At 58.2% G+C, this 17,978-nt stretch carries 18 protein-coding genes; 10 read left to right on the top strand and 8 right to left on the bottom strand.

From position 1 onward, the window contains the following. Positions 1-71: 71 nt before the first annotated feature. From AC07V8_RS23850 to rsxB, 4 genes are read right to left on the bottom strand one after another with little or no spacing between them, the layout of a single operon-like run. The gene (locus AC07V8_RS23850) at positions 72-497 is read right to left on the bottom strand and encodes a DUF1841 family protein (RefSeq protein WP_494680725.1); all 426 of its coding nucleotides are present in this window, start codon (positions 495-497) and stop codon (positions 72-74) included. A gap of 6 nt (positions 498-503) precedes the next feature. Beyond that, positions 504-1,202, bottom strand: a complete 699-nt coding sequence (locus tag AC07V8_RS23855) for a VIT1/CCC1 transporter family protein (RefSeq protein ID WP_494680726.1) — start codon at positions 1,200-1,202, stop codon at positions 504-506. Between the two features lie 4 nt (positions 1,203-1,206). Then, positions 1,207-1,857: an endonuclease III gene (gene nth / locus AC07V8_RS23860; protein ID WP_494680727.1), complete on the bottom strand. Its 651-nt coding sequence runs from the start codon at positions 1,855-1,857 to the stop codon at positions 1,207-1,209. Beyond that, on the bottom strand, positions 1,854-2,588 hold the full coding sequence (gene rsxB / locus AC07V8_RS23865) for an electron transport complex subunit RsxB (protein ID WP_494680728.1): 735 nt from the start codon (positions 2,586-2,588) through the stop codon (positions 1,854-1,856). Before rsxB ends, nth begins: the two co-directional genes overlap by 4 nt. Positions 2,589-2,754: 166 nt before the next feature. Between rsxB and AC07V8_RS23870 the strand changes: the two genes are divergently transcribed. After that, positions 2,755-3,894: an O-antigen polymerase gene (locus AC07V8_RS23870; RefSeq protein ID WP_494680729.1), complete on the top strand. Its 1,140-nt coding sequence runs from the start codon at positions 2,755-2,757 to the stop codon at positions 3,892-3,894. A 197-nt stretch (positions 3,895-4,091) separates the two neighbouring features. Here AC07V8_RS23870 and AC07V8_RS23875 read toward each other — a convergent pair whose 3' ends face one another. From AC07V8_RS23875 to ppk1, 3 genes are all read right to left on the bottom strand, one after another. After that, on the bottom strand, positions 4,092-5,327 hold the full coding sequence (locus tag AC07V8_RS23875) for a polyhydroxyalkanoate depolymerase (protein WP_494680730.1): 1,236 nt from the start codon (positions 5,325-5,327) through the stop codon (positions 4,092-4,094). Positions 5,328-5,524: 197 nt separating this feature from the next. Further along, on the bottom strand, positions 5,525-5,983 hold the full coding sequence (locus AC07V8_RS23880) for a SixA phosphatase family protein (RefSeq protein ID WP_098496636.1): 459 nt from the start codon (positions 5,981-5,983) through the stop codon (positions 5,525-5,527). Between the two features lie 13 nt (positions 5,984-5,996). Continuing rightward, positions 5,997-8,153 (bottom strand): polyphosphate kinase 1, encoded by a 2,157-nt coding sequence (gene ppk1, locus AC07V8_RS23885; RefSeq protein WP_494680731.1) that lies wholly within the window; start codon positions 8,151-8,153, stop codon positions 5,997-5,999. A gap of 389 nt (positions 8,154-8,542) precedes the next feature. Between ppk1 and pstS the strand changes: the two genes are divergently transcribed. From pstS to AC07V8_RS23925, 8 genes are all read left to right on the top strand, one after another. Continuing rightward, the gene (gene pstS / locus AC07V8_RS23890; RefSeq protein ID WP_494680751.1) at positions 8,543-9,547 is read left to right on the top strand and encodes a phosphate ABC transporter substrate-binding protein PstS; all 1,005 of its coding nucleotides are present in this window, start codon (positions 8,543-8,545) and stop codon (positions 9,545-9,547) included. A gap of 231 nt (positions 9,548-9,778) precedes the next feature. Beyond that, the gene (gene pstC / locus AC07V8_RS23895) at positions 9,779-10,807 is read left to right on the top strand and encodes a phosphate ABC transporter permease subunit PstC (protein ID WP_098496639.1); all 1,029 of its coding nucleotides are present in this window, start codon (positions 9,779-9,781) and stop codon (positions 10,805-10,807) included. Further along, positions 10,807-11,697 carry a phosphate ABC transporter permease PstA gene (gene pstA / locus AC07V8_RS23900; protein WP_494680733.1) on the top strand — a complete coding sequence of 297 codons (891 nt, stop codon included), beginning with the start codon at positions 10,807-10,809 and terminating at the stop codon, positions 11,695-11,697. Before pstC ends, pstA begins: the two co-directional genes overlap by 1 nt. Before the next feature lie 63 nt (positions 11,698-11,760). Continuing rightward, positions 11,761-12,561 (top strand): phosphate ABC transporter ATP-binding protein PstB, encoded by an 801-nt coding sequence (gene pstB, locus AC07V8_RS23905; RefSeq protein ID WP_230411388.1) that lies wholly within the window; start codon positions 11,761-11,763, stop codon positions 12,559-12,561. 48 nt (positions 12,562-12,609) lie between these two features. Beyond that, complete coding sequence (phoU, locus tag AC07V8_RS23910) at positions 12,610-13,314, top strand: phosphate signaling complex protein PhoU (protein ID WP_211441636.1); 705 nt, start codon at positions 12,610-12,612, stop codon at positions 13,312-13,314. A gap of 33 nt (positions 13,315-13,347) precedes the next feature. Continuing rightward, entirely contained in the window at positions 13,348-14,037 is a 690-nt protein-coding gene (locus AC07V8_RS23915; protein WP_098496642.1) for a winged helix-turn-helix domain-containing protein, read from the top strand. 96 nt (positions 14,038-14,133) lie between these two features. Beyond that, on the top strand, positions 14,134-15,438 hold the full coding sequence (gene phoR, locus AC07V8_RS23920) for a phosphate regulon sensor histidine kinase PhoR (protein WP_494680734.1): 1,305 nt from the start codon (positions 14,134-14,136) through the stop codon (positions 15,436-15,438). A 92-nt stretch (positions 15,439-15,530) separates the two neighbouring features. Continuing rightward, on the top strand, positions 15,531-16,460 hold the full coding sequence (locus AC07V8_RS23925) for a patatin-like phospholipase family protein (RefSeq protein WP_494680735.1): 930 nt from the start codon (positions 15,531-15,533) through the stop codon (positions 16,458-16,460). A gap of 224 nt (positions 16,461-16,684) precedes the next feature. Here AC07V8_RS23925 and AC07V8_RS23930 read toward each other — a convergent pair whose 3' ends face one another. Beyond that, positions 16,685-17,251 (bottom strand): C40 family peptidase, encoded by a 567-nt coding sequence (locus AC07V8_RS23930; protein ID WP_494680736.1) that lies wholly within the window; start codon positions 17,249-17,251, stop codon positions 16,685-16,687. A gap of 273 nt (positions 17,252-17,524) precedes the next feature. Here AC07V8_RS23930 and AC07V8_RS23935 point away from each other — a divergent pair, with 273 nt between their 5' ends. Then, a complete protein-coding gene (locus AC07V8_RS23935) occupies positions 17,525-17,932 on the top strand; it encodes a GlcG/HbpS family heme-binding protein (protein ID WP_211441632.1) in 408 nt (135 codons plus the stop codon). The last annotated feature ends 46 nt before the right edge of the window (positions 17,933-17,978 follow it).

A 17,978-nucleotide genomic window follows, 5' to 3' on the forward strand; every position in this document is an offset into this window, starting at 1 on the left:
AAGAAGATTTCCCACCCAAGCGTCCCCTTGGGCTTGTGCGCCCGGATACTTGCCAGTGTCCGGGCGTTTTTTTACAGGCGCTTTTTCACGCACTCGATATAGGCGGCGCCATCCGGCGGCAGGCCGCTGCGCTGCGAGTTCCAGATCATCTCGCCCAGGCATTCCATGATGTGGTGATGCGCCTCGTGCTCCGATTGCAGTCTTTGTGTCAGTGCAATGGCGGCGGCTTTTATTCCTGGCGGCTGGTCGATCGAGATCTGTTCGGCGATCGACAGATGCATCGACAGGTGCAGGAAGGGATTGGTCTGGCCGCTCTCCACCGAATAGTCGGCGCCGAGCGCGGCGTCGACATCTTTCAGGTCGCCGGCGTATTCGGGATGCTGCGCCAGCCAGTCGCTGGCGATGGCTTCCAGCGGCGTCAGGATTTCACCGGCGTGATGCTTGCGGTAGGTCTCGCAGAAAAAACGGCGGACATCGTCTTGGGAGGGATTAAACATGAATAATTAACTGATCAGTCTGGCGATGGAAAAGGCTGCTGCGGCGGCCAGGCCGCCCACCATCAAGGTCTGCAGCGCCGATTTGACAGCGCCGGTGCCGGTGACGCTGCCTTTCAGGAAGCCGAAGATAAACAAGGCCAGCAGGGTGACGACGGTGGAAGCCGCCAGCGCTTGCGGAATCGAGTGCATCAGCATGTACGGCGCCAGCGGAATCAGGCCGCCCACCAGGTAGGAGAGGGCGATGGTGATGGCGCTTTTCCTGGCGGCGCCGGCTTGCGGTTCTTCCAGCCCCAGTTCAAAGCGCATCATGAAATCGCGCCAGGCTATCGGGTTGCGTTCCAGCCCGGCCAGCATCGGTTCGCATTCCTGTTTGGTGACGCCGTATTGCGCCATGATGTCGATCACTTCCTTGCGCTCGCGATGCGGCACCTTGAGGATTTCCTGTTCTTCGCGCTCGCGCTCAGCGTAGTAGTGCTGGCGCTGGGTGCGCCCGGCCAGGTAGCCGCCCAGGCCCATGGCGATCGAGCCGGCGGCAATTTCCGCGACGCCGGCGGTGACTACGATGTCGATGCCGACCGCCGCGCCGCTGATGCCGGCGGCCAGCGCGAATGGCACGGTGAGGCCGTCGGCCATGCCGATCACGATATCGCGTACGGTGTCGCTCGCTTCAAAGTGATGTTCGGTATGTGGATGAGAGTGCGGCATGGATTCAGACCCCTTTTTCCGGCAGCGGCGTTTTCGCCTTGAAGTCGCACAGGTCGGCGATGCTGCAGTTCCAGCAGAGCGGCTTGCGCGCGATGCAAGTATAGCGGCCATGCAGGATCAGCCAGTGATGGGCGTCCAGCAGGAACTCGGCGGGCACCAGCTTCATCAGCTTGTGTTCCACCGCGTCGACATCCTTGCCCGGTGCGATGCCCGTGCGGTTGGAGACCCTGAAAATATGCGTGTCGACGGCAATCGTCGGCACGCCGAAGGCGGTATTGAGCACCACGTTGGCAGTCTTGCGGCCGACGCCGGGCAGCGCTTCCAGCTGTTCGCGGGTGCGCGGCACCTGGCCGTCGTGCAGCTCCACCAGCATGCGGCAGGTTTCGATCACGTTCTTGGCCTTGGTGCGGTACAGGCCGATGGTCTGGATGTACGGGATCAGGCCGTCGATGCCGAGCGCATGGATTTGCGCCGGCGTATTGGCGATCGGGTACAGTTTGCGAGTTGCCTTGTTGACCGAGACGTCGGTCGCTTGCGCCGACAGGATCACCGAGATCAGCAATTCGAACGGCGAGGTGTATTCCAGTTCGGTAGTCGGATGCGGCAGCGCTGCGCGCAGGCGGGTGAATATTTCCCGGCGTTTTTCGGCGTTCATAGGGAGTCCTTGGCAGCCTGTCCGGCTTGTTGTTCTTTCTTCAGGCGAGCGCGTTCGATGGCGGCCTGGATGATGGCTTTCTTGCGCTGCTGCTCGGCTTGCTGTTCTGGCGTCGTTACCGCCTCGGCTGCGACTGCCTTCAGTTTTTCTGCCGCCTTGGCTGCCAGCCGGTCATCATTTTCCTGTTTCTCGCGGCGTAGCCGGAAGCTGTGGAAGTCATGGCGCGCGCGCGCAGCGTCGGCCTGCTGCTGGCTCCATGCATCCCAGCCGGTTTGCTCGCCGCTGACATCCATCATCGCAATACAGTCCACCGGGCAGGGAGCCACGCACAGGTCGCAGCCGGTGCAGAGCTCGGCAATCACCGTGTGCATCTGCTTGGCGGCGCCGGCGATGGCATCGACCGGACAAGCCTGGATGCAGAGGGTGCAGCCGATGCAGGCGGCTTCATCGATGACCGCTACCGGCCGCGGCCGCTCGGCGCCGTTCAGAGGATTGAGCGGGATGACCGGCCGTTGCAGCAGTTGCGCCAGGCGGGCTACGCCTTCCTTGCCGCCGGGCGGACACTGGTTGTAACCGGCGCTGCCGTCGGCGACAGCTTCGGCATACGGCCGGCAGGCAGGATAGCCGCACTTGGTGCATTGCGTCTGCGGCAGCAGCGCTTCGATGCGGTCGGCGAGGGAGGGCGAAGATGGCGCGGGCACTTGTGGCGGGAGGCTGGGTGATGACAACATAGCCCGTATTATACCGGGGCTGCAATGCCGGCGCTGCATGGCGGCGCCACGTCAAATGAAAAAAGCTTGAGAACATCGGCAGGGCGCTGCCCGCTCAGGTACGCCAAATCAGAGGGTAATGTTGTGTGGTGTAAAATAGTGTTTCTTAGATATTTAAGGCAGCACTATGCTTTCTCCATCCTTCTTATTTTTGCTCTTATGGATTCCCCAGATCGTAGTGCATTATTTTTGGGCTGAATCCTTTGACCCGTTTTTGGATGAGGCATGGATAATTGTTGCTATCGCAATGACTGGGTTCCTCATTGGGACATTTGGCGCGAGCCGTTTCAAGCTACCTGAAAAACCATCTCGCATCAGATACGCTTCTCCAAGATGGATAAACCGCTTTATCTATTTTTCGCCATTCTTATTTGTAGGCGTAATTTATTGGTTCGTAACTAACGCTGAATCAACATCACCTATAGCCATACGTCTGGCGATCATCAATGCAAAATTCGCCGGCCTGCAGACCTATGAAATAGCCATAAAATTATTGATTATTTATTCTGCCTTTTGCCTTTATTTTCTTTGCTATACAGAGAACTTGAATCGCAAATTGGTAACGTTATTGATGATTGTCGGCACGATCACCTCGATTTTAACAACAGGCCGGCTGCAATTGCTTGTGTTTACGATCGCGGCAATCGCAATTCTGAAGCGCCGGGGGGCAATTAAGACCCGGCATATGTTAATTTTTGCCGCCCTATTTGTGGTGCTATTTTTGGGTATTGCCGTAGTTCTTGGCAAGGGCGAGGGCGATGATGGGTTAATGGATCAGATCGGCTGGAATCTGCAGGTATATTTATTCAGTAGCCTATCATGCTTCAATAATTTCCTGAGCACTGGAAGCCCGACAGTCGACGGCTTGTCAATGATGCCTTCATTCTTGCGGCCGGTGTTTGACCTGTTGCCACGCGATCCAGTCAATGAGTTTGCGCAGATCCCATTCAATTGCAACACATATAGCGCACTGTTCCCAGTGACCCATGATTTTGGGTCAATCGGCGTTTTATGCCTGTTCATTTTCTTTGGCATATTTCACCAACGTCTTTATATGCGTTATCGATCTTGGGGGAGCCCTCTATCGATATACCTCTATGCGTTATCCCTGTACCCGCTCATGATGACAGTTTTCGAAGATGCATATTTTTCATCATATGGTATCTGGTTGATGTTCTGGCTTCCAGTAATTTCCAATTCAATATTTCCAAGAATAAGATTTCGCGCAAAGAAAGCTATCCCAATTGCCAAACATGAAGCTGCATAACAACTTCTACGAGTAGAGTGTCGATCTGTTTGTAAAATTGACTTTGCGGAAAATACTGTGGCTTGCGGAAATAATTGATTTCATAAATTGGCCGCAAAGCGTTGCTGAATAATACTTTCCAGTGAATTAAAAAAACAAAGCCGTTCCTGTGCAAGGAACGGCTTCATGGCCACGACGTCGGCAGATAGCGCTAACGTTCAGGCGTTGGCTTTGATGAACGCGGTTATTTTCGGGCAAATGATCTCGCGCCAGCGGCGGCCGGAGAAGATGCCGAAATGGCCGCATTTTTCAGCGGTGAAATGCTGCTTCTTGGCTTTCGGAATGGCGCTGCACAGGTCGTGGGCTGCCTGGGTTTGCCCCGGGCCGGAAATGTCGTCCAGTTCGCCTTCGATGGTGAACAGCGCCACCGTCTTGATATCCTGCGGACGGACCAGCTTCCCTTCGATTTCCCAGGCGCCTTGCGGCAGGCTGAAATCCTGGAACACCGTCTTGATGGTTTCCAGATAGTATTCTGCCGGCATGTCCAGCACCGCATTGTATTCGTCGTAGAACTTGCGGTGGCTTTCCGCGGATTCGTTGTCGCCCTCACGCAGATGCATGTAGAAATCCCAGTGGCTCTGGGCATGGCGGCTGCGGTTCATGGCGACAAAGCCGGCGTGCTGCAGGAAACCCGGGTAGACCTTGCGGCCGAAGCCAGGGTAGTTGGCCGGCACGCTATAGATGACGGTATTTTCGAACCAGCTGAACGGTTTGTCCGTGGCCAGATTGTTGACTTCGGTCGGCGATTTGCGCGGATCGATCGGACCGCCCATCATGGTCATGCTTTTCGGCAGGTGGCTGTCTTTTTCCGTCGCCATCAGCGAAATCGCCGCTAGTACCGGCACGGTCGGCTGGCAGACGGAGATCACGTGCAGGTCCGGGCCCAGCAGGCGGATGAAGGCCTGCACGTAATATATATAGTCATGCAGATGGAAAGCGCCGGCGCTGGCCGGCACCATGCGGGCATCGGTCCAGTCGGTGATGTAGACATCGTGTTCCGGCAACAGGCCGCGCACGGTATCGCGCAGCAGCGTCGAATGGTGGCCGGACAGCGGCGCTACCAGCAGCACGGTCGGCTGTTTCAGGGCAGCAACTTCCTTGTTGCTTAAATTTTTCTTAAAATGCAACAAACGGCAAAACGGCAGGGAGGTGACGACTTCTTCGGAAATCCCGACTTCCTTATCCTTGATCAGCGTGTTGGCGATGTCGAATGTCGGCTTTTCATATTCCTTGCCGATACGGTACATCAGCTCGTAACCGGCGGCGATGCGTTGCGCAAACGGCGTGTGGGCTAGCGGAGAGATGGGATCGGTGAAGAGCCGGGTGCCTGCATCTGCCCATTGCACCAGAGGATGCAGCAGAGAGCGGTTGAATTCGTGGAATTGATAGAGCATGCCTTACCTCTTGGGTGGTCCAGTACAACGGGATCGGCAGTTGCAAATTATGCAACGCAAGTCCCATTTTATCTTATGCACAGAAATGCCGCAAAATCCTGTAGTTTCACAACAACGGTATAAATCGAAATACATTTAAACGGCTGGCCGCAAATATACCACCTGCCAGCGCGCCATGCAGGTTTTCGAACAGGCTTCTATTTTGCAATCAGGTCCGGCGACATGACCGCCTTGAGGAAGTTGGTGGTGATGTCGCCGCGCTCGCGTTGTGCAATCCACCAGATGCTGCCTTTCCGGATAGACCATTCCTGCATCTGGCCGGCTACCAGCAAGGCCGCGGCCTGGCCCAGCGTCGGCTGGTGGCCGATGATCAGCACCGGTTCACGGTTGTTGGGCCAGTTGGCGACGGCCAGCAATTGCTCGGCGCTGCAGTCGGGGGCGAGATCGGGATGGATCTTGAATTTGCGGCCGAGCGCCTCGGCGGTCTGCAGCGTGCGGGTGGCCGGGCTGCTGATGATCTTGCAGCTGTGCGGCAGGTTGCGGTCCAGCCAGTCAGCCATTTTCCACGCCTGCTTGTGGCCTTTGCCGGTCAGGGCGCGGCCTTCGTCCGGTTCGCCGATTTCCGCCTCAGCGTGACGCCATAGGATCAATTCCATGTGTTTTCCTTGCTCACTTGTTGGCAGAATGGGAGGGCGACTGCGAGGGAGAAAGCGCGCCCAGCGCCAGCATCAGGTGGCGTTGCGCATTGTATTGTTTTTGTCGCCGATGCTGCCTGGGCTTGCTCCAGTTGCCGTCGGAACCAAGGTTCCAGGCGTTGGTGTTGTCTTTCAGGTAAGGCGTCAGGCCTTCGTTGATGACGCGCCGCTTGAGCAACTTGTCGAGTATTGGGAAGCCGACCTCGACGCGCCGGAACAGATTGCGGTTCATCCAGTCGGCGCTCGCCAGATAGACGTCATGCTGCAGATTGTTGCGGAAGTAATAGATGCGGCTGTGCTCCAGGAAGCGGCCGATGACGGAGCGCACATGGATATTCTCGGACAGGCCGGGAACGCCGGGCCTGAGCGCGCAGGCGCCGCGCACGATCAGCTCGATCTTGACGCCGTCGGCCGAGGCTTGGTAGAGCGCGCGGATGACCGATTCGTCCAGCAGCGCATTCATCTTGGCGACGATGCGCGCCGGCCGGCCCTTGCGGGCAATCTCGGCTTCATTGTGAATAGCCCGGATGATTTCCTTTTGCAACAGGAAGGGCGCCAGCCACAGGTAATCCATTTTCTTGGGCTTGGTCAGGCTGGTCAGGTGCATGAAGACTTCATTGACCTCGGTCGCCAGCTTCTGGTTCGAGGTGAGCAGGCCGAAGTCGGTATACAGTTTAGTGGTGGTCGGATGGTAGTTGCCGGTACCGAGGTGGGCGTAATAACGCAGCTCGCCGTTGCCGTCCTTATCGCGCTCGCGGCGGATCACCAGCGACAGCTTGGCATGGGTCTTGAGGCCGACCACGCCGTACACAACCTGGGCGCCGGCGCGTTCCAGCTTGTCGGCCCAGTTGATATTGGCTTCCTCGTCGAAGCGCGCCATCAGCTCCACCACCACGGTGACTTCCTTGCCGCGTTGCGCCGCCAGGATCAGCGCTTCCATCAGATCGGAATTCATGCCGGTGCGGTAAATAGTCTGCTTGATGGCGACGACATTGCCGTCGAAAGCCGCCGAGCGGACGAAATCGACTACCGGCTGGAACGACTGAAAAGGGTGGTGCAGCAGGATGTCTTTCTGCTTCAGCTGCTCGAAAATGTCGCCGCCCGAGTCCAGCTGCGGCGGCAGGCCGGCAGCGAAGGGCGGGAAGCGCAGCTCGGGAACATTGATCTGATCGATCATTTCCGACAGCCGCACCATATTGACCGGGCCGTCCACGGCGTACAAGCGGTTGGGGGCGATGGCAAACTGTTCGAGCAGGAAATGCGCCAGATGATGCGGACAGTTGCGCGCCACCTCCAGCCTGACGGCGACGCCGAACTGACGGCTCTGCAATTCGCTTTGCAGGGCTTGCCGCAGGTTTTTCACTTCTTCTTCATCCACCCACAGGTCGCTGTTGCGGGTGACCCGGAATTGCGAATAGGCCAGTATCTGCCGCCCGCTGAACAGATCGCCTATGTGGGCATGGATGATCGACGACAGCAGGCAGAACGAAGCGCCGCTGGGCGACAGCACATCCGGCAGCCGGATCACGCGCGGCAGCACGCGCGGCGCCTTGATGATGGCGATCGAGGTGCTGCGGCCGAAGGCATCCTTGCCTGCCATTTCGACAATGAAATTGAGGCTTTTGTTGACTACCTGGGGGAAGGGGTGGGCTGGATCCAGCCCTATGGGGGTCAGCAGCGGCCGGATTTCCTGGTCGAAGAAGGTTTTTACCCAGGCCCGCTGTTCGTCGTTGCGGTCGCTGTGCCGCAGCAGGTGGATGCCGCTGGCCGACAGCTGCGGCAGAATTGTCTTATTCAGGATGGCGTATTGGAGGTCAACGATCTGGTGGCACTCGATGCTGGTGCGTTCCAGCGCGGCAACCAGGGCCGGCGGATCGGCGCTTACTCCTTCAATCTGACTGTTGGCCAGCAGGCTGGCGATGCGGACTTCAAAGAATTCATCGAGATTGTTGCTGACTATGCATAAGTATCGCAATCGTTCCAGCAGCGGTATATGGCGGTCTTCAGCCTGGGCCATGACGCGGCGATTGAAGGCAAGTTGCGACAATTCGCGATTCAAAAAGCTGGGGTTGGCGCCTAACCGGGCGCTTAGCTGCTTAGTATCTTCGTCCGACTTGGTTTTTTTGTTCATGAATCAGGCGGCTGGTCTCATGGTTAGGGCGGAGTGTATGCAGTGAATATGACAGCTTGATGAAGAAAATGGAAGAGCTTGAGAGGTTCGGCAATGTTATCCGGCGCAGGCGGACCCGCCCGGCACGCCCAGTATAGCCATCTTTAATTGCGGTGCAGCAATTGTTATTTTACTGGCAATCAAATGCCCTTAACAATCATTTTTTCTTCGTCATAAAGCTGTCATAAATCTTGGTTAGAGTTCGCCCTGTCTTAGGGGCTGTTGTGAAACTGGCTTCCTTGCCAAGAGATCAATTTCACAACAGTCTCGACCTGGGCACACCACATTTACAGTCAACAAGGGAGTAATAAATGCGATTGAATTACCTCGTTAAAGCCGCCATTCTCGCAATGGGTTCGACACTGGCGGTTTCTTCAGTCATGGCTGCCGAAATCACCGGCGCCGGCGCTTCTTTTCCTTATCCTATTTACTCGAAGTGGGCTGAAGCCTACAAGGGCGCAACCGGCAACAGCCTGAACTACCAATCGATCGGTTCCGGCGGCGGCATCAAGCAGATCAAGGCCAAGACCGTGGATTTCGGCGCTTCCGACATGCCGCTGAAGGTGGAAGACCTGAACGCTGACAACCTGGCGCAGTTCCCTGCGATCATGGGCGGCGTGGTGCCTGTCGTCAACCTGGACGGCGTGACTCCAGGTCAAATCAAGCTGACCGGTCCTGTTCTGGCCGACATCTACCTGGGCAAGATCACCAAGTGGAACGCGCCTGAAATCACCGCGCTCAACCCAGGCGTCAAGCTGCCTGCGGCCGACATCACCGTGGTGTACCGCGCTGACGGTTCGGGCACTTCCTTCGTCTTCACCAGCTACCTGTCGAAGACCAGCCCTGACTTCAAGAGCGGCGTTGGCGCCGGTACTGCTGTCAAATGGCCAGTCGGCGTGGGCGGCAAGGGCAACGAAGGCGTTTCCGCCAACGTGCAAAAGATCAAGGGTTCGATCGGCTATGTTGAATATGCCTACGCCAAGAAAAACAAGCTGCTGCATACGCAGCTGAAGAATCGCGACGGCGGCTTCGTGCAGCCTGACGACGAAACTTTCAAGGCAGCCGCAGCTGGCGCCGACTGGGCCAAGACACCAGGTTTTGCAGTCGATTTCACGGACGCAGCCGGCAAGACCAGCTGGCCTATCACCAGCGCTTCGTTCATCCTGATCCACAAAACCCAGCCTGATGCAGCCAAGGGCAAGGAAGTCCTGAAGTTCTTTGAATGGGCTTACAAGAACGGCGGCGCATCTGCCACTGAACTGGATTACGTCGCGATCCCTGCTTCGGTCGTGAAACTGGTGGAAGAATCCTGGAAAGCGCAGATCAAGGACAACGCCGGCAAGGCAGTCTGGTAATTGTTGCAAGCGGCCGCCAGTCCGGCTTTGCCTGGCGGCGGCAGTGTCTGCCGATGCAGATGGTTCAGAAGTACAGCGGGCAGCGGCTCTGGGAAGATTGAGCGCTGCCCGTGTCGTTGAATATTGTTTAGCCGTAAATAGTCTCCACGCGAAACATCTCCAGGTCGAGCGCGGTCCGGCTGCTGGACGTTTCTGCCGCCGCATCTTATTCTTCATCGGATATCGCTACTCATGAGTGCAAATATTCCTGTCATGGCACAATCGATCTCTCCCCAGGCAAGCACCGCTGAACAGGCGGGCATATCGCACCAGACCTTGCTGGCGACCATGCGCAAGCAACGGATTCAGGATTTCCTGTTCCACAAGGTCACGCTGCTGTTTTCGCTGATCGTGCTGTTCGTCCTGCTGGGGATCATCGTCTGCCTGGCGATCGGCGCCTGGCCGGTATTCCGCGAATTCGGACCTTCCTTCATCACCACCGTCGAATGGGATCCGGTCAACGACCATTACGGCGCCATGATCGCCATCGTCGGCACCCTGGTGACTTCCTTCATTGCGCTGGTGATTGCATTCCCGGTCAGTTTCGGCATCGCCCTGTTCCTGACTGAAATCTGCCCGGCCAAATTGCGCCGGCCGCTCGGCACCGCGGTAGAACTGCTGGCCGGCGTGCCAAGCATCATCTACGGCATGTGGGGCTTGTTCGTGTTTGCGCCGCTGTTTGCCGAATACGGCCAGCCTTTCCTCGCTTCCACGCTGGGCAACGTGCCGTTCATCGGCGTCTTGTTCAGCGGCCCGAAAATGGGCATCGGCCTGCTGACTGCCGGCCTGATCCTGGCGGTCATGATCATTCCGTTCATTTCCTCGGTGATGCGCGATGTCTTCGAAGTCGTCCCCGCCGTATTGAAAGAATCGGCCTATGGCCTCGGCTGCACCCGCTGGGAAGTGGTGCGCAAGGTGGTCCTGCCGTATGCCAAGACCGGCGTCGTCGGCGGCGTCATGCTTGGCCTGGGACGGGCCTTGGGCGAGACCATGGCGGTGACTTTCGTGATCGGCAATGCGCAGCGCCTGTCGTGGTCGCTGTTCGCCTCCGGCAACAGTATCGCCTCCACCCTGGCCAATGAAATCGCCGAAGCTTCCACCACGCTGCACGTATCGGCCTTGTTTGCGCTGGGCCTGATCCTGTTCGTGATCACCTTCATCGTCTTGTCGATCGCCAAAATCATGTTGATGGGCATGTCCCGTAAAGAAGGCGCGAAATAATGAACTCTCCGCAAACCAATATCGACGTCCTGGCCACGCCGCTGGTCAACCCGGTCTACCGCAAGCGCCTGCTGATGCACCGCTTCGGCATGGTGCTGTCGTTCCTGGCGATGGCGCTGGGACTGGCCGTGCTGGCCTGGATCCTGGCGACCCTGGTGATCAAGGGCTTCGGCGCCCTCAACATGGGCATCCTGACGCAAAACACGCCGGCGCCAGGTTCCGGCGCCGGCGGCTTGCTCAATCCGATCATCGGCAGCCTGATGCTGGTCGGCCTGGCGACGGTGTTCAGCACGCCGATCGGCATCCTGGCCGGCATCTACCTGGCCGAATACGGCGAGGAAAGCAAGCTGGCGCAGGTGACGCGCTTTGTGACTGACATCATGCTGTCGGCGCCATCGATCGTCATCGGCCTGTTCGTGTACGCGATCTACGTCGCCAAGGTTGGCCATTTTTCAGGCTGGGCCGGTTCCTTCGCGCTGTCGCTGATTGCGGTGCCGGTCGTGGTGCGGACTACCGACAATATGCTGAAACTGGTGCCGGGCAATCTGCGCGAAGCGGCTTTCGCGCTCGGCGCGCCGCGCTGGAAGGTCGCCTTGCTGGTGCGTCTGCGTGCGGTCAAGGCCGGTGTTGTCACCGGCGTGCTGCTGGCGGTCGCGCGTATCGCAGGCGAAACCGCACCGCTGCTGTTCACGGCGTTGAACAACCAGTTCTTCAGCACCAACATGAACAAGCCGATCGCCAACCTGCCGGTCGTCATCAGCCAGTTTGCGATGAGCCCGTTTGACAACTGGGTGCCGCTGGCTTGGGGCGGGGCGTTGCTGATCACCTTCAGCGTGCTGGCCTTGAACATCGTATCGCGGTCATTATTCAGCCAGAAGATTCCGGGTTAATTTCCAGGCTAATTTCAGGCTCATGTATTCACTTAGATTGCCATCCCTATCATGCAAACCTCAATGAAACCGAATCAACTCGATATGACTTCGATAAAGGCGCCAATGAAGCAGCCGACCATAGAAATCTCGCAGCTGAATTTCTTTTACGGTAATTTCCAGGGCTTGAAGAATATCAATCTGCAAGTGAATGAAAAGAAGGTGACGGCATTCATCGGTCCTTCAGGTTGCGGCAAGTCGACCTTGCTGCGTACGCTCAACCGCATGTACGACCTATATCCGGGCCAGCGCGCCGAAGGCAAGATCATCTACGCCGGCCGCAATATCCTGGAACCAGGGCAGGATCTGAACATGCTGCGCGCCAAGGTCGGCATGGTGTTCCAGAAACCGACGCCGTTTCCAATGTCGATCTATGACAACATCGCTTTCGGCATCCGCCTCTACGAAAACCTGCCTAAGGGCGAAATGGACGAGCGCGTCGAATGGGCGCTGTCGAAAGCCGCCTTGTGGGGCGAGGTCAAGGACAAGCTGAACAAGAGCGGCCTGAGCCTGTCCGGCGGCCAGCAGCAGCGCCTGTGCATCGCCCGCAGCGTCGCGGTGCGTCCCGACGTGCTGCTGCTGGATGAGCCGACTTCGGCGCTGGACCCGATCTCGACCGCCAAGGTGGAAGAACTGATCAGCGAGCTGAAGCAGGACTACACGATTGCCATCGTTACCCACAACATGCAGCAGGCCGCGCGCTGCTCGGACTATACCGCCTATATGTACCTGGGCGAGCTGGTGGAATTCGGCGAGACCGACCAGATTTTCATGAATCCTGCGCGCAAGGAAACCCAGGATTACATTACCGGCCGTTTTGGTTGAGCCGGCCCGGGCCAACAATACACTCTGCAAAGAACAGAAGGAAATCAGATGACAGGCGAACACTCTTCAAAGCAGTACGACACGGACCTGGAAACCATCCGCTCCAAGGTGTTGCTCATGGGCGGCCTGGTCGAGCGGCAATTCCAGGAAGCGATCAACGTTTTCCGCAACGGCAACCTGGATGCGGCCGAGCGCGTGATCAAGGATGACGACCAGGTCAACCGCCTGGAAGTCGAACTGGACGATGCCTGCAGCCACCTGATCGTGCGCCGCCAGCCGACCGCCAACGATCTGCGCACCGTGATGGCGACCATCAAGGTGATTACCGATCTCGAACGCATCGGCGACGAGGCCGCCAAGATCGCCCGCACTGCGATCCATTTGCACAAGCGCGGCATCGGCACCATCGACCATACCGAAACGGTGCGCGTGATCGCCAGCGGCGCCGCCGATCTGCTGCACGATGCGCTGGACGCGCTGGCGCGGCTGGACGAAAAGCAGGCGATGCGCCTGATCGCCCAGGACGCCGTGATCGACCGCGATTTCCGCTCGATCATGCGCAACCTGATCACTTTCATGATGGAAGATCCGCGCACCATTTCGGCCTCCATGGATACCCTGTGGGTGGCAAAGGCGGTCGAACGCATAGGCGACCACGCCAAGAATATTGCCGAATACGTGATCTATATTGTCGAAGGCAAGGATATCCGCCATACCGATTACGCGACCAGCCAGCTCGACGACGAAGTTTAATGTTTTTGATGAATATTAACTACGCATTGAAAAATGGCCGCCGATAAAACCTCTATCCTGATTATCGAAGATGAGCCGGCAATTGCCGAATTGATAGGCTTCACCATCAAGGAAGCAGGCTGGACCCCATCCATCGTTCATACCGCTGCCGACGGCTGGGAATTCGTCCAGCGCCGCATGCCGCACCTGGTGTTGCTGGACTGGATGCTGCCCGACCAGAGCGGCTTGCGCCTGCTGTCGCAAATGCGCGCCGACCGCCAGCTGCAATCGATGCTGGTGATGATGCTGACCGCGAAAAGCATGGAAGAGGACAAGGTCCAAGGCCTGGACAACGGCGCCGACGACTACATGACCAAGCCATTCTCGCCGCGCGAGCTGACCTCGCGGGTGAAGGCGCTGCTGCGGCGCAAGGGCGGCGATGAGGCGCCCGGCATGATGTCGGCCGGCGCGGTGTCGCTCGATCCGGCCAGCTGCTCGGTGTGCCTGGAGAACCAGAAGATCGATATCGGCCATGCCGAATATCGCCTGCTGAAATTTTTCATGGCGAATCCGGACCGGGTGTTTTCCCGCAGCCAGTTGCTGGACAAGGTATGGGGCGACCACGTAGTGATCGAAGAGCGCACCGTCGACGTCCACGTGCTGCGCTTGCGCAAGGCGCTGCGGGAATCGGAGCACCTGATCCGCACAGTGCGCAGCGTCGGCTACATGCTTTCGGCAAAGTAGCGCAGAATACAAGCCAGTTTCGCTTCCGGCAGAGCGTCGGCCCGGATCATCCGGCCGAACGGCTAAACCGATGCTTCCATCGCAAAATAGTGATTTATGAATCCACAGATGCTGTTCTGGATCCCGGCCTTGCTGCGGATCCTGTTGATCTTTGTCGTCTCAGGCGTGGTCTGGGCCTTGTTTGGCGCCACCCCCGGCCTGCTGCTGGGACTCGCCCTGATGTCGGTGGCGGTGGTGGTGCAGCTGCACTACCTGTTCCGCCTCAGCGGCTGGCTGGACAATCCGCGCAGCGAGAAGCTGCCGGACGGCTGGGGCGCCTGGACCGATATTTTTTCGCGGCTTTACCGGTTGCGGCGCGACGACGAAAAGCACCAGACCGAACTGAGCGAATGGCTGGCGCGTTTCCGCCAGGCCATGCATCTGCTGCCGGACGGCGTTGTCATCATGGACGACGTGCTGTTCCTGGAATGGTGCAATCCGGCCGCCGAACGGCATCTGGGCCTGCAGCACGGGCGCGACAAAGGGATGCGCGTCACCAACCTGATCCGCACCCCGGATTTCATCGACTACATCATCCTCGGCCGTTACGACCAGCCGCTGACGCTGAGCTTGCGCGAACGCAAGCTGATCGTGCAGATCATCCCGTTCGAAAACCGCCGCCAGATCCTGGTGACGCACGACGCCACCGAATCGGAGCGGATCGACATGATGCGGCGCGACTTCATCGCCAATGCTTCGCATGAGCTGCGCACGCCGCTGACCGTCATCAACGGCTTCCTGGAGATCGCCCAGGCCCAGCCCGACCTGGACCAGAAAACCCGCTCCGCGCATTTGCAGCTGATGACAGAACAGGGCCATCGCATGCAAAGCCTGATCGGCGACATGCTCACCCTGACCCGGCTGGAATCGGTCGATTATCCCTTGCGGCCGGAGCGCGTGAATATCGACGCCATGCTGCACAACCTGCTGCTGGAAGCGGAAATCCTCTCGGCCGGCAAGCATGTGCTGTCGCTGACGGTCGACGGCCCGGACATCAACGGCAGCAGCGACGAGCTGCGCAGCGCCTTCAGCAACCTGATTGCCAATGCGGTGCGCTACACGCCGGCCGGCGGCAAGATCCAGATCGCCTGGCAAAATAGCAAGGCCGGTCCGCAGCTGGTGGTCAGGGATTCGGGCATCGGCATCAGCAGCGAGCACATTTCCCGTCTGACCGAGCGCTTTTACCGGGTCGACAAGAGCCGTTCGCGGGAAACCCAGGGCACCGGCCTCGGCCTGGCGATCGTCAAGCACGTCCTGCTGCGCCATCACGGCACCCTGGGTGTCGAGTCGCGGCCGGGCGAGGGCAGCGTCTTCACCGTCAGGCTGCCGGCAAGTTCGATTGTTGCTGAAGAGGAAGCGTGAGCGTCCGCGGCATGGGCTGAAATCGCCAACATCGGCTACAATTCTGCGGCGACAGCCTGTCGCCCCATTTGCCCGCCAACCTGCCGACTGCCATGCCATCTTTGCACTTATCCCCGCGTTTCGCCATCAGCCTTGCCCTGTGCGCCGTTCTATCCGCTTGCGGCGGCGGCCAGATCGCACCGCCGACGCCGCCGGTGGCGGTTGTGCCAACGGTGCAGCCGAAAGTCAGCAAGCCGGTCAAGATCGGCCTGGCGCTGGGTGGCGGCGCAGCGCGCGGCTTTGCCCATATCGGCGTGATCAAGGCGCTGGAGTCGCAAGGCATCGTGCCTGACATCGTGGTGGGCACCAGCGCCGGCAGTGTTGTCGGCGCCTTGTACGCGGCCGGCAACAATGGCTTTGCGCTGCAAAAGATCGCGCTGCAGATGGACGAGGCGGCGATTTCAGACTGGTCGGTGCCGTTTTTTGCCAAGGTCAGCGGCGTGCTGAAGGGCGAGGCGATCCAGAACTACGTCAACAAGACTATCCACAATGTGCCGATTGAAAAACTGAAGATCCCGTTCGGCGCAGTGGCGACCGATCTGAATTCCGGTGCGCCGATCTTGTTCCGTCGTGGCAATACGGGAACCGCGGTGCGCGCCTCTTCGGCCGTTCCCGGCGTGTTCCAGTCGGTGCTGGTCGGCGGCCGGCAATATGTGGATGGCGGCCTGGTGTCGCCGGTGCCGGTGCGTTTTGCTCATGAAATGGGGGCGGATTTCGTGATCGCCGTAAATATTTCCGCATCGCCGGAAGCGCAGGCCGCTTCCAGCTCGGTCGATGTGCTGCTGCAGACTTTCGCCATCATGGGCCAAAGCATCAACAGCTATGAATTGAAAGATGCGGACATCGTCATCCGTCCTGAGCTGGGAGCGATGAAGGGCAATGACTTTGCCGCGCGCAATACCGCGATCCTGGCGGGCGAGCAGGCTGCCATGGCGCAAATGGCAGCCATCAAGAAGAAGCTGAAGGACAAGCGCGAAGAATGACTGGGCGTGCTGCAATCTTGTTAACGGTAGCCGGCATCCATTTGTGCATTTGATAATCAGCTTACCTTTGGGATCTGCGCTGCTGCCACGCACTGAACGAAAAAATGTGGTGTTTTGGGCGTTTGGCTGTAATTGGCAAGTGGAGAGTAGCGTCAAATAACAAAAATCCCCTGGCAGTCTGAACTGGCAGGGGATTTTTTGCACTGATTGTAATTGAGCGCTGCTTATTGCTGATTGTCGCTGCCCGGTTCCGGGTCGTTGATGCGGCGCGCCCCATTGAAGCGCGCTTTCCAGTAGGCCAGGTCCATGCTCTCGATGCGCACCTTGCCGCCGCTGGACGGGGCATGGATGAATTTATTGTCGCCGAGATAGATGCCGACGTGAGAGAAGCTGCGGCGCAAAGTGTTATAGAACACCAGGTCGCCCGGCTTCAAATCCTGCTTGTCGATTTTTTCGCCGCTGCGGCTCAGCTCCGCCGCCGTGCGTGGAACATTCACGCCCCAGGCGTCCTTGAATACATAGCGCACCAAGCCGCTGCAATCGAGGCCGTTTTCCGGGTTGTTGCCACCGTATTTGTAATGAATTCCAATCATGCCCATCGCGCTCACTGCCAAGTCCGAGGCGCGGTCTGTAAATTGCTGGAGTTTGCTGCGGGTGGTGAGGGGCTGGGGTTGTGGCTCAAAGACGGTAATGTCAGAAGCCCGCGCGGGGCTGCACAGCCACAAACTGGCGATCAGCGTGCAAGCCAGGACCAAGGTCTGGAGATGAGGGAAGGCTTCTTTAATCGTCATCGTGTTAGATGGGCTCTGTGACATTGCGACCGCATGAATGTAAGTGAATAAGATTCGCCTGTCAAACCGGAGAGGCGAAAGGGGGCTACTTTACCATGACAATATTGCAATTAATATCGGACGAATCTGAAAGGTGGCCGGTGTGCTGCGATTTTCGTGGTTTCTTTAAAGCAAATATCGCGCCAGAAATTATCTGGGCGGGGGATGTTGGTGGTTGATGTCTATTGCGAGGCACTAAAGTACAATAATCAGTTATTTTCACAAGGAGCAAAAATGAAATCGAAACAAGTGTTGACACTCGATGATGTCAAGAAAATTGCCGCTGCAGCAGAAGCGGAAGCGCTGGCGAATCACTGGGCGGTGACGATTTCCATCGTCGACGATGGCGGTCACCTGCTGTGGCTGCAGCGCATGGACGGCGCGGCGCCGATTTCGGCGCACATTTCGCCGGCCAAGGCCAAGACTTCCGCTCTGGGCCAGCGCGAATCGAAGATTTACGAAGACATGATCAATAACGGGCGTTTTTCGTTCATTACTGCACCAAACCTGGAAGGCCTGCTCGAAGGCGGTGTGCCTATCGTCGTTGGCGGCGAGTATCTGGGTGCGGTCGGCGTATCCGGCGTGAAATCGACTGAGGACGTGCAGATCGCCAAGGCTGGTATTGCTGCCCTGGGCCTGTAAGCGGAAACCGTGACATGCAGTTGCGGAGAAGGGGCGGGATTGCCGT

It is taken from the genome of Collimonas sp. GW821-FHT02H07 (assembly GCF_059421505.1).

What these genes read in the sequence shown, in the direction of transcription:
- AC07V8_RS23850 (WP_494680725.1), bottom strand. Translation starts at nt 497, where the DNA reads ATGTTTAATCCCTCCCAAGACGATGTCCGCCGTTTTTTCTGCGAGACC.
- AC07V8_RS23855 (WP_494680726.1), bottom strand. Translation starts at nt 1,202, where the DNA reads ATGCCGCACTCTCATCCACATACCGAACATCACTTTGAAGCGAGCGAC.
- nth (WP_494680727.1), bottom strand. Translation starts at nt 1,857, where the DNA reads ATGAACGCCGAAAAACGCCGGGAAATATTCACCCGCCTGCGCGCAGCG.
- rsxB (WP_494680728.1), bottom strand. Translation starts at nt 2,588, where the DNA reads ATGTTGTCATCACCCAGCCTCCCGCCACAAGTGCCCGCGCCATCTTCG.
- AC07V8_RS23870 (WP_494680729.1), top strand. Translation starts at nt 2,755, where the DNA reads ATGCTTTCTCCATCCTTCTTATTTTTGCTCTTATGGATTCCCCAGATC.
- AC07V8_RS23875 (WP_494680730.1), bottom strand. Translation starts at nt 5,327, where the DNA reads ATGCTCTATCAATTCCACGAATTCAACCGCTCTCTGCTGCATCCTCTG.
- AC07V8_RS23880 (WP_098496636.1), bottom strand. Translation starts at nt 5,983, where the DNA reads ATGGAATTGATCCTATGGCGTCACGCTGAGGCGGAAATCGGCGAACCG.
- ppk1 (WP_494680731.1), bottom strand. Translation starts at nt 8,153, where the DNA reads ATGAACAAAAAAACCAAGTCGGACGAAGATACTAAGCAGCTAAGCGCC.
- pstS (WP_494680751.1), top strand. Translation starts at nt 8,543, where the DNA reads ATGGGTTCGACACTGGCGGTTTCTTCAGTCATGGCTGCCGAAATCACC.
- pstC (WP_098496639.1), top strand. Translation starts at nt 9,779, where the DNA reads ATGAGTGCAAATATTCCTGTCATGGCACAATCGATCTCTCCCCAGGCA.
- pstA (WP_494680733.1), top strand. Translation starts at nt 10,807, where the DNA reads ATGAACTCTCCGCAAACCAATATCGACGTCCTGGCCACGCCGCTGGTC.
- pstB (WP_230411388.1), top strand. Translation starts at nt 11,761, where the DNA reads ATGAAACCGAATCAACTCGATATGACTTCGATAAAGGCGCCAATGAAG.
- phoU (WP_211441636.1), top strand. Translation starts at nt 12,610, where the DNA reads ATGACAGGCGAACACTCTTCAAAGCAGTACGACACGGACCTGGAAACC.
- AC07V8_RS23915 (WP_098496642.1), top strand. Translation starts at nt 13,348, where the DNA reads ATGGCCGCCGATAAAACCTCTATCCTGATTATCGAAGATGAGCCGGCA.
- phoR (WP_494680734.1), top strand. Translation starts at nt 14,134, where the DNA reads ATGAATCCACAGATGCTGTTCTGGATCCCGGCCTTGCTGCGGATCCTG.
- AC07V8_RS23925 (WP_494680735.1), top strand. Translation starts at nt 15,531, where the DNA reads ATGCCATCTTTGCACTTATCCCCGCGTTTCGCCATCAGCCTTGCCCTG.
- AC07V8_RS23930 (WP_494680736.1), bottom strand. Translation starts at nt 17,251, where the DNA reads ATGACGATTAAAGAAGCCTTCCCTCATCTCCAGACCTTGGTCCTGGCT.
- AC07V8_RS23935 (WP_211441632.1), top strand. Translation starts at nt 17,525, where the DNA reads ATGAAATCGAAACAAGTGTTGACACTCGATGATGTCAAGAAAATTGCC.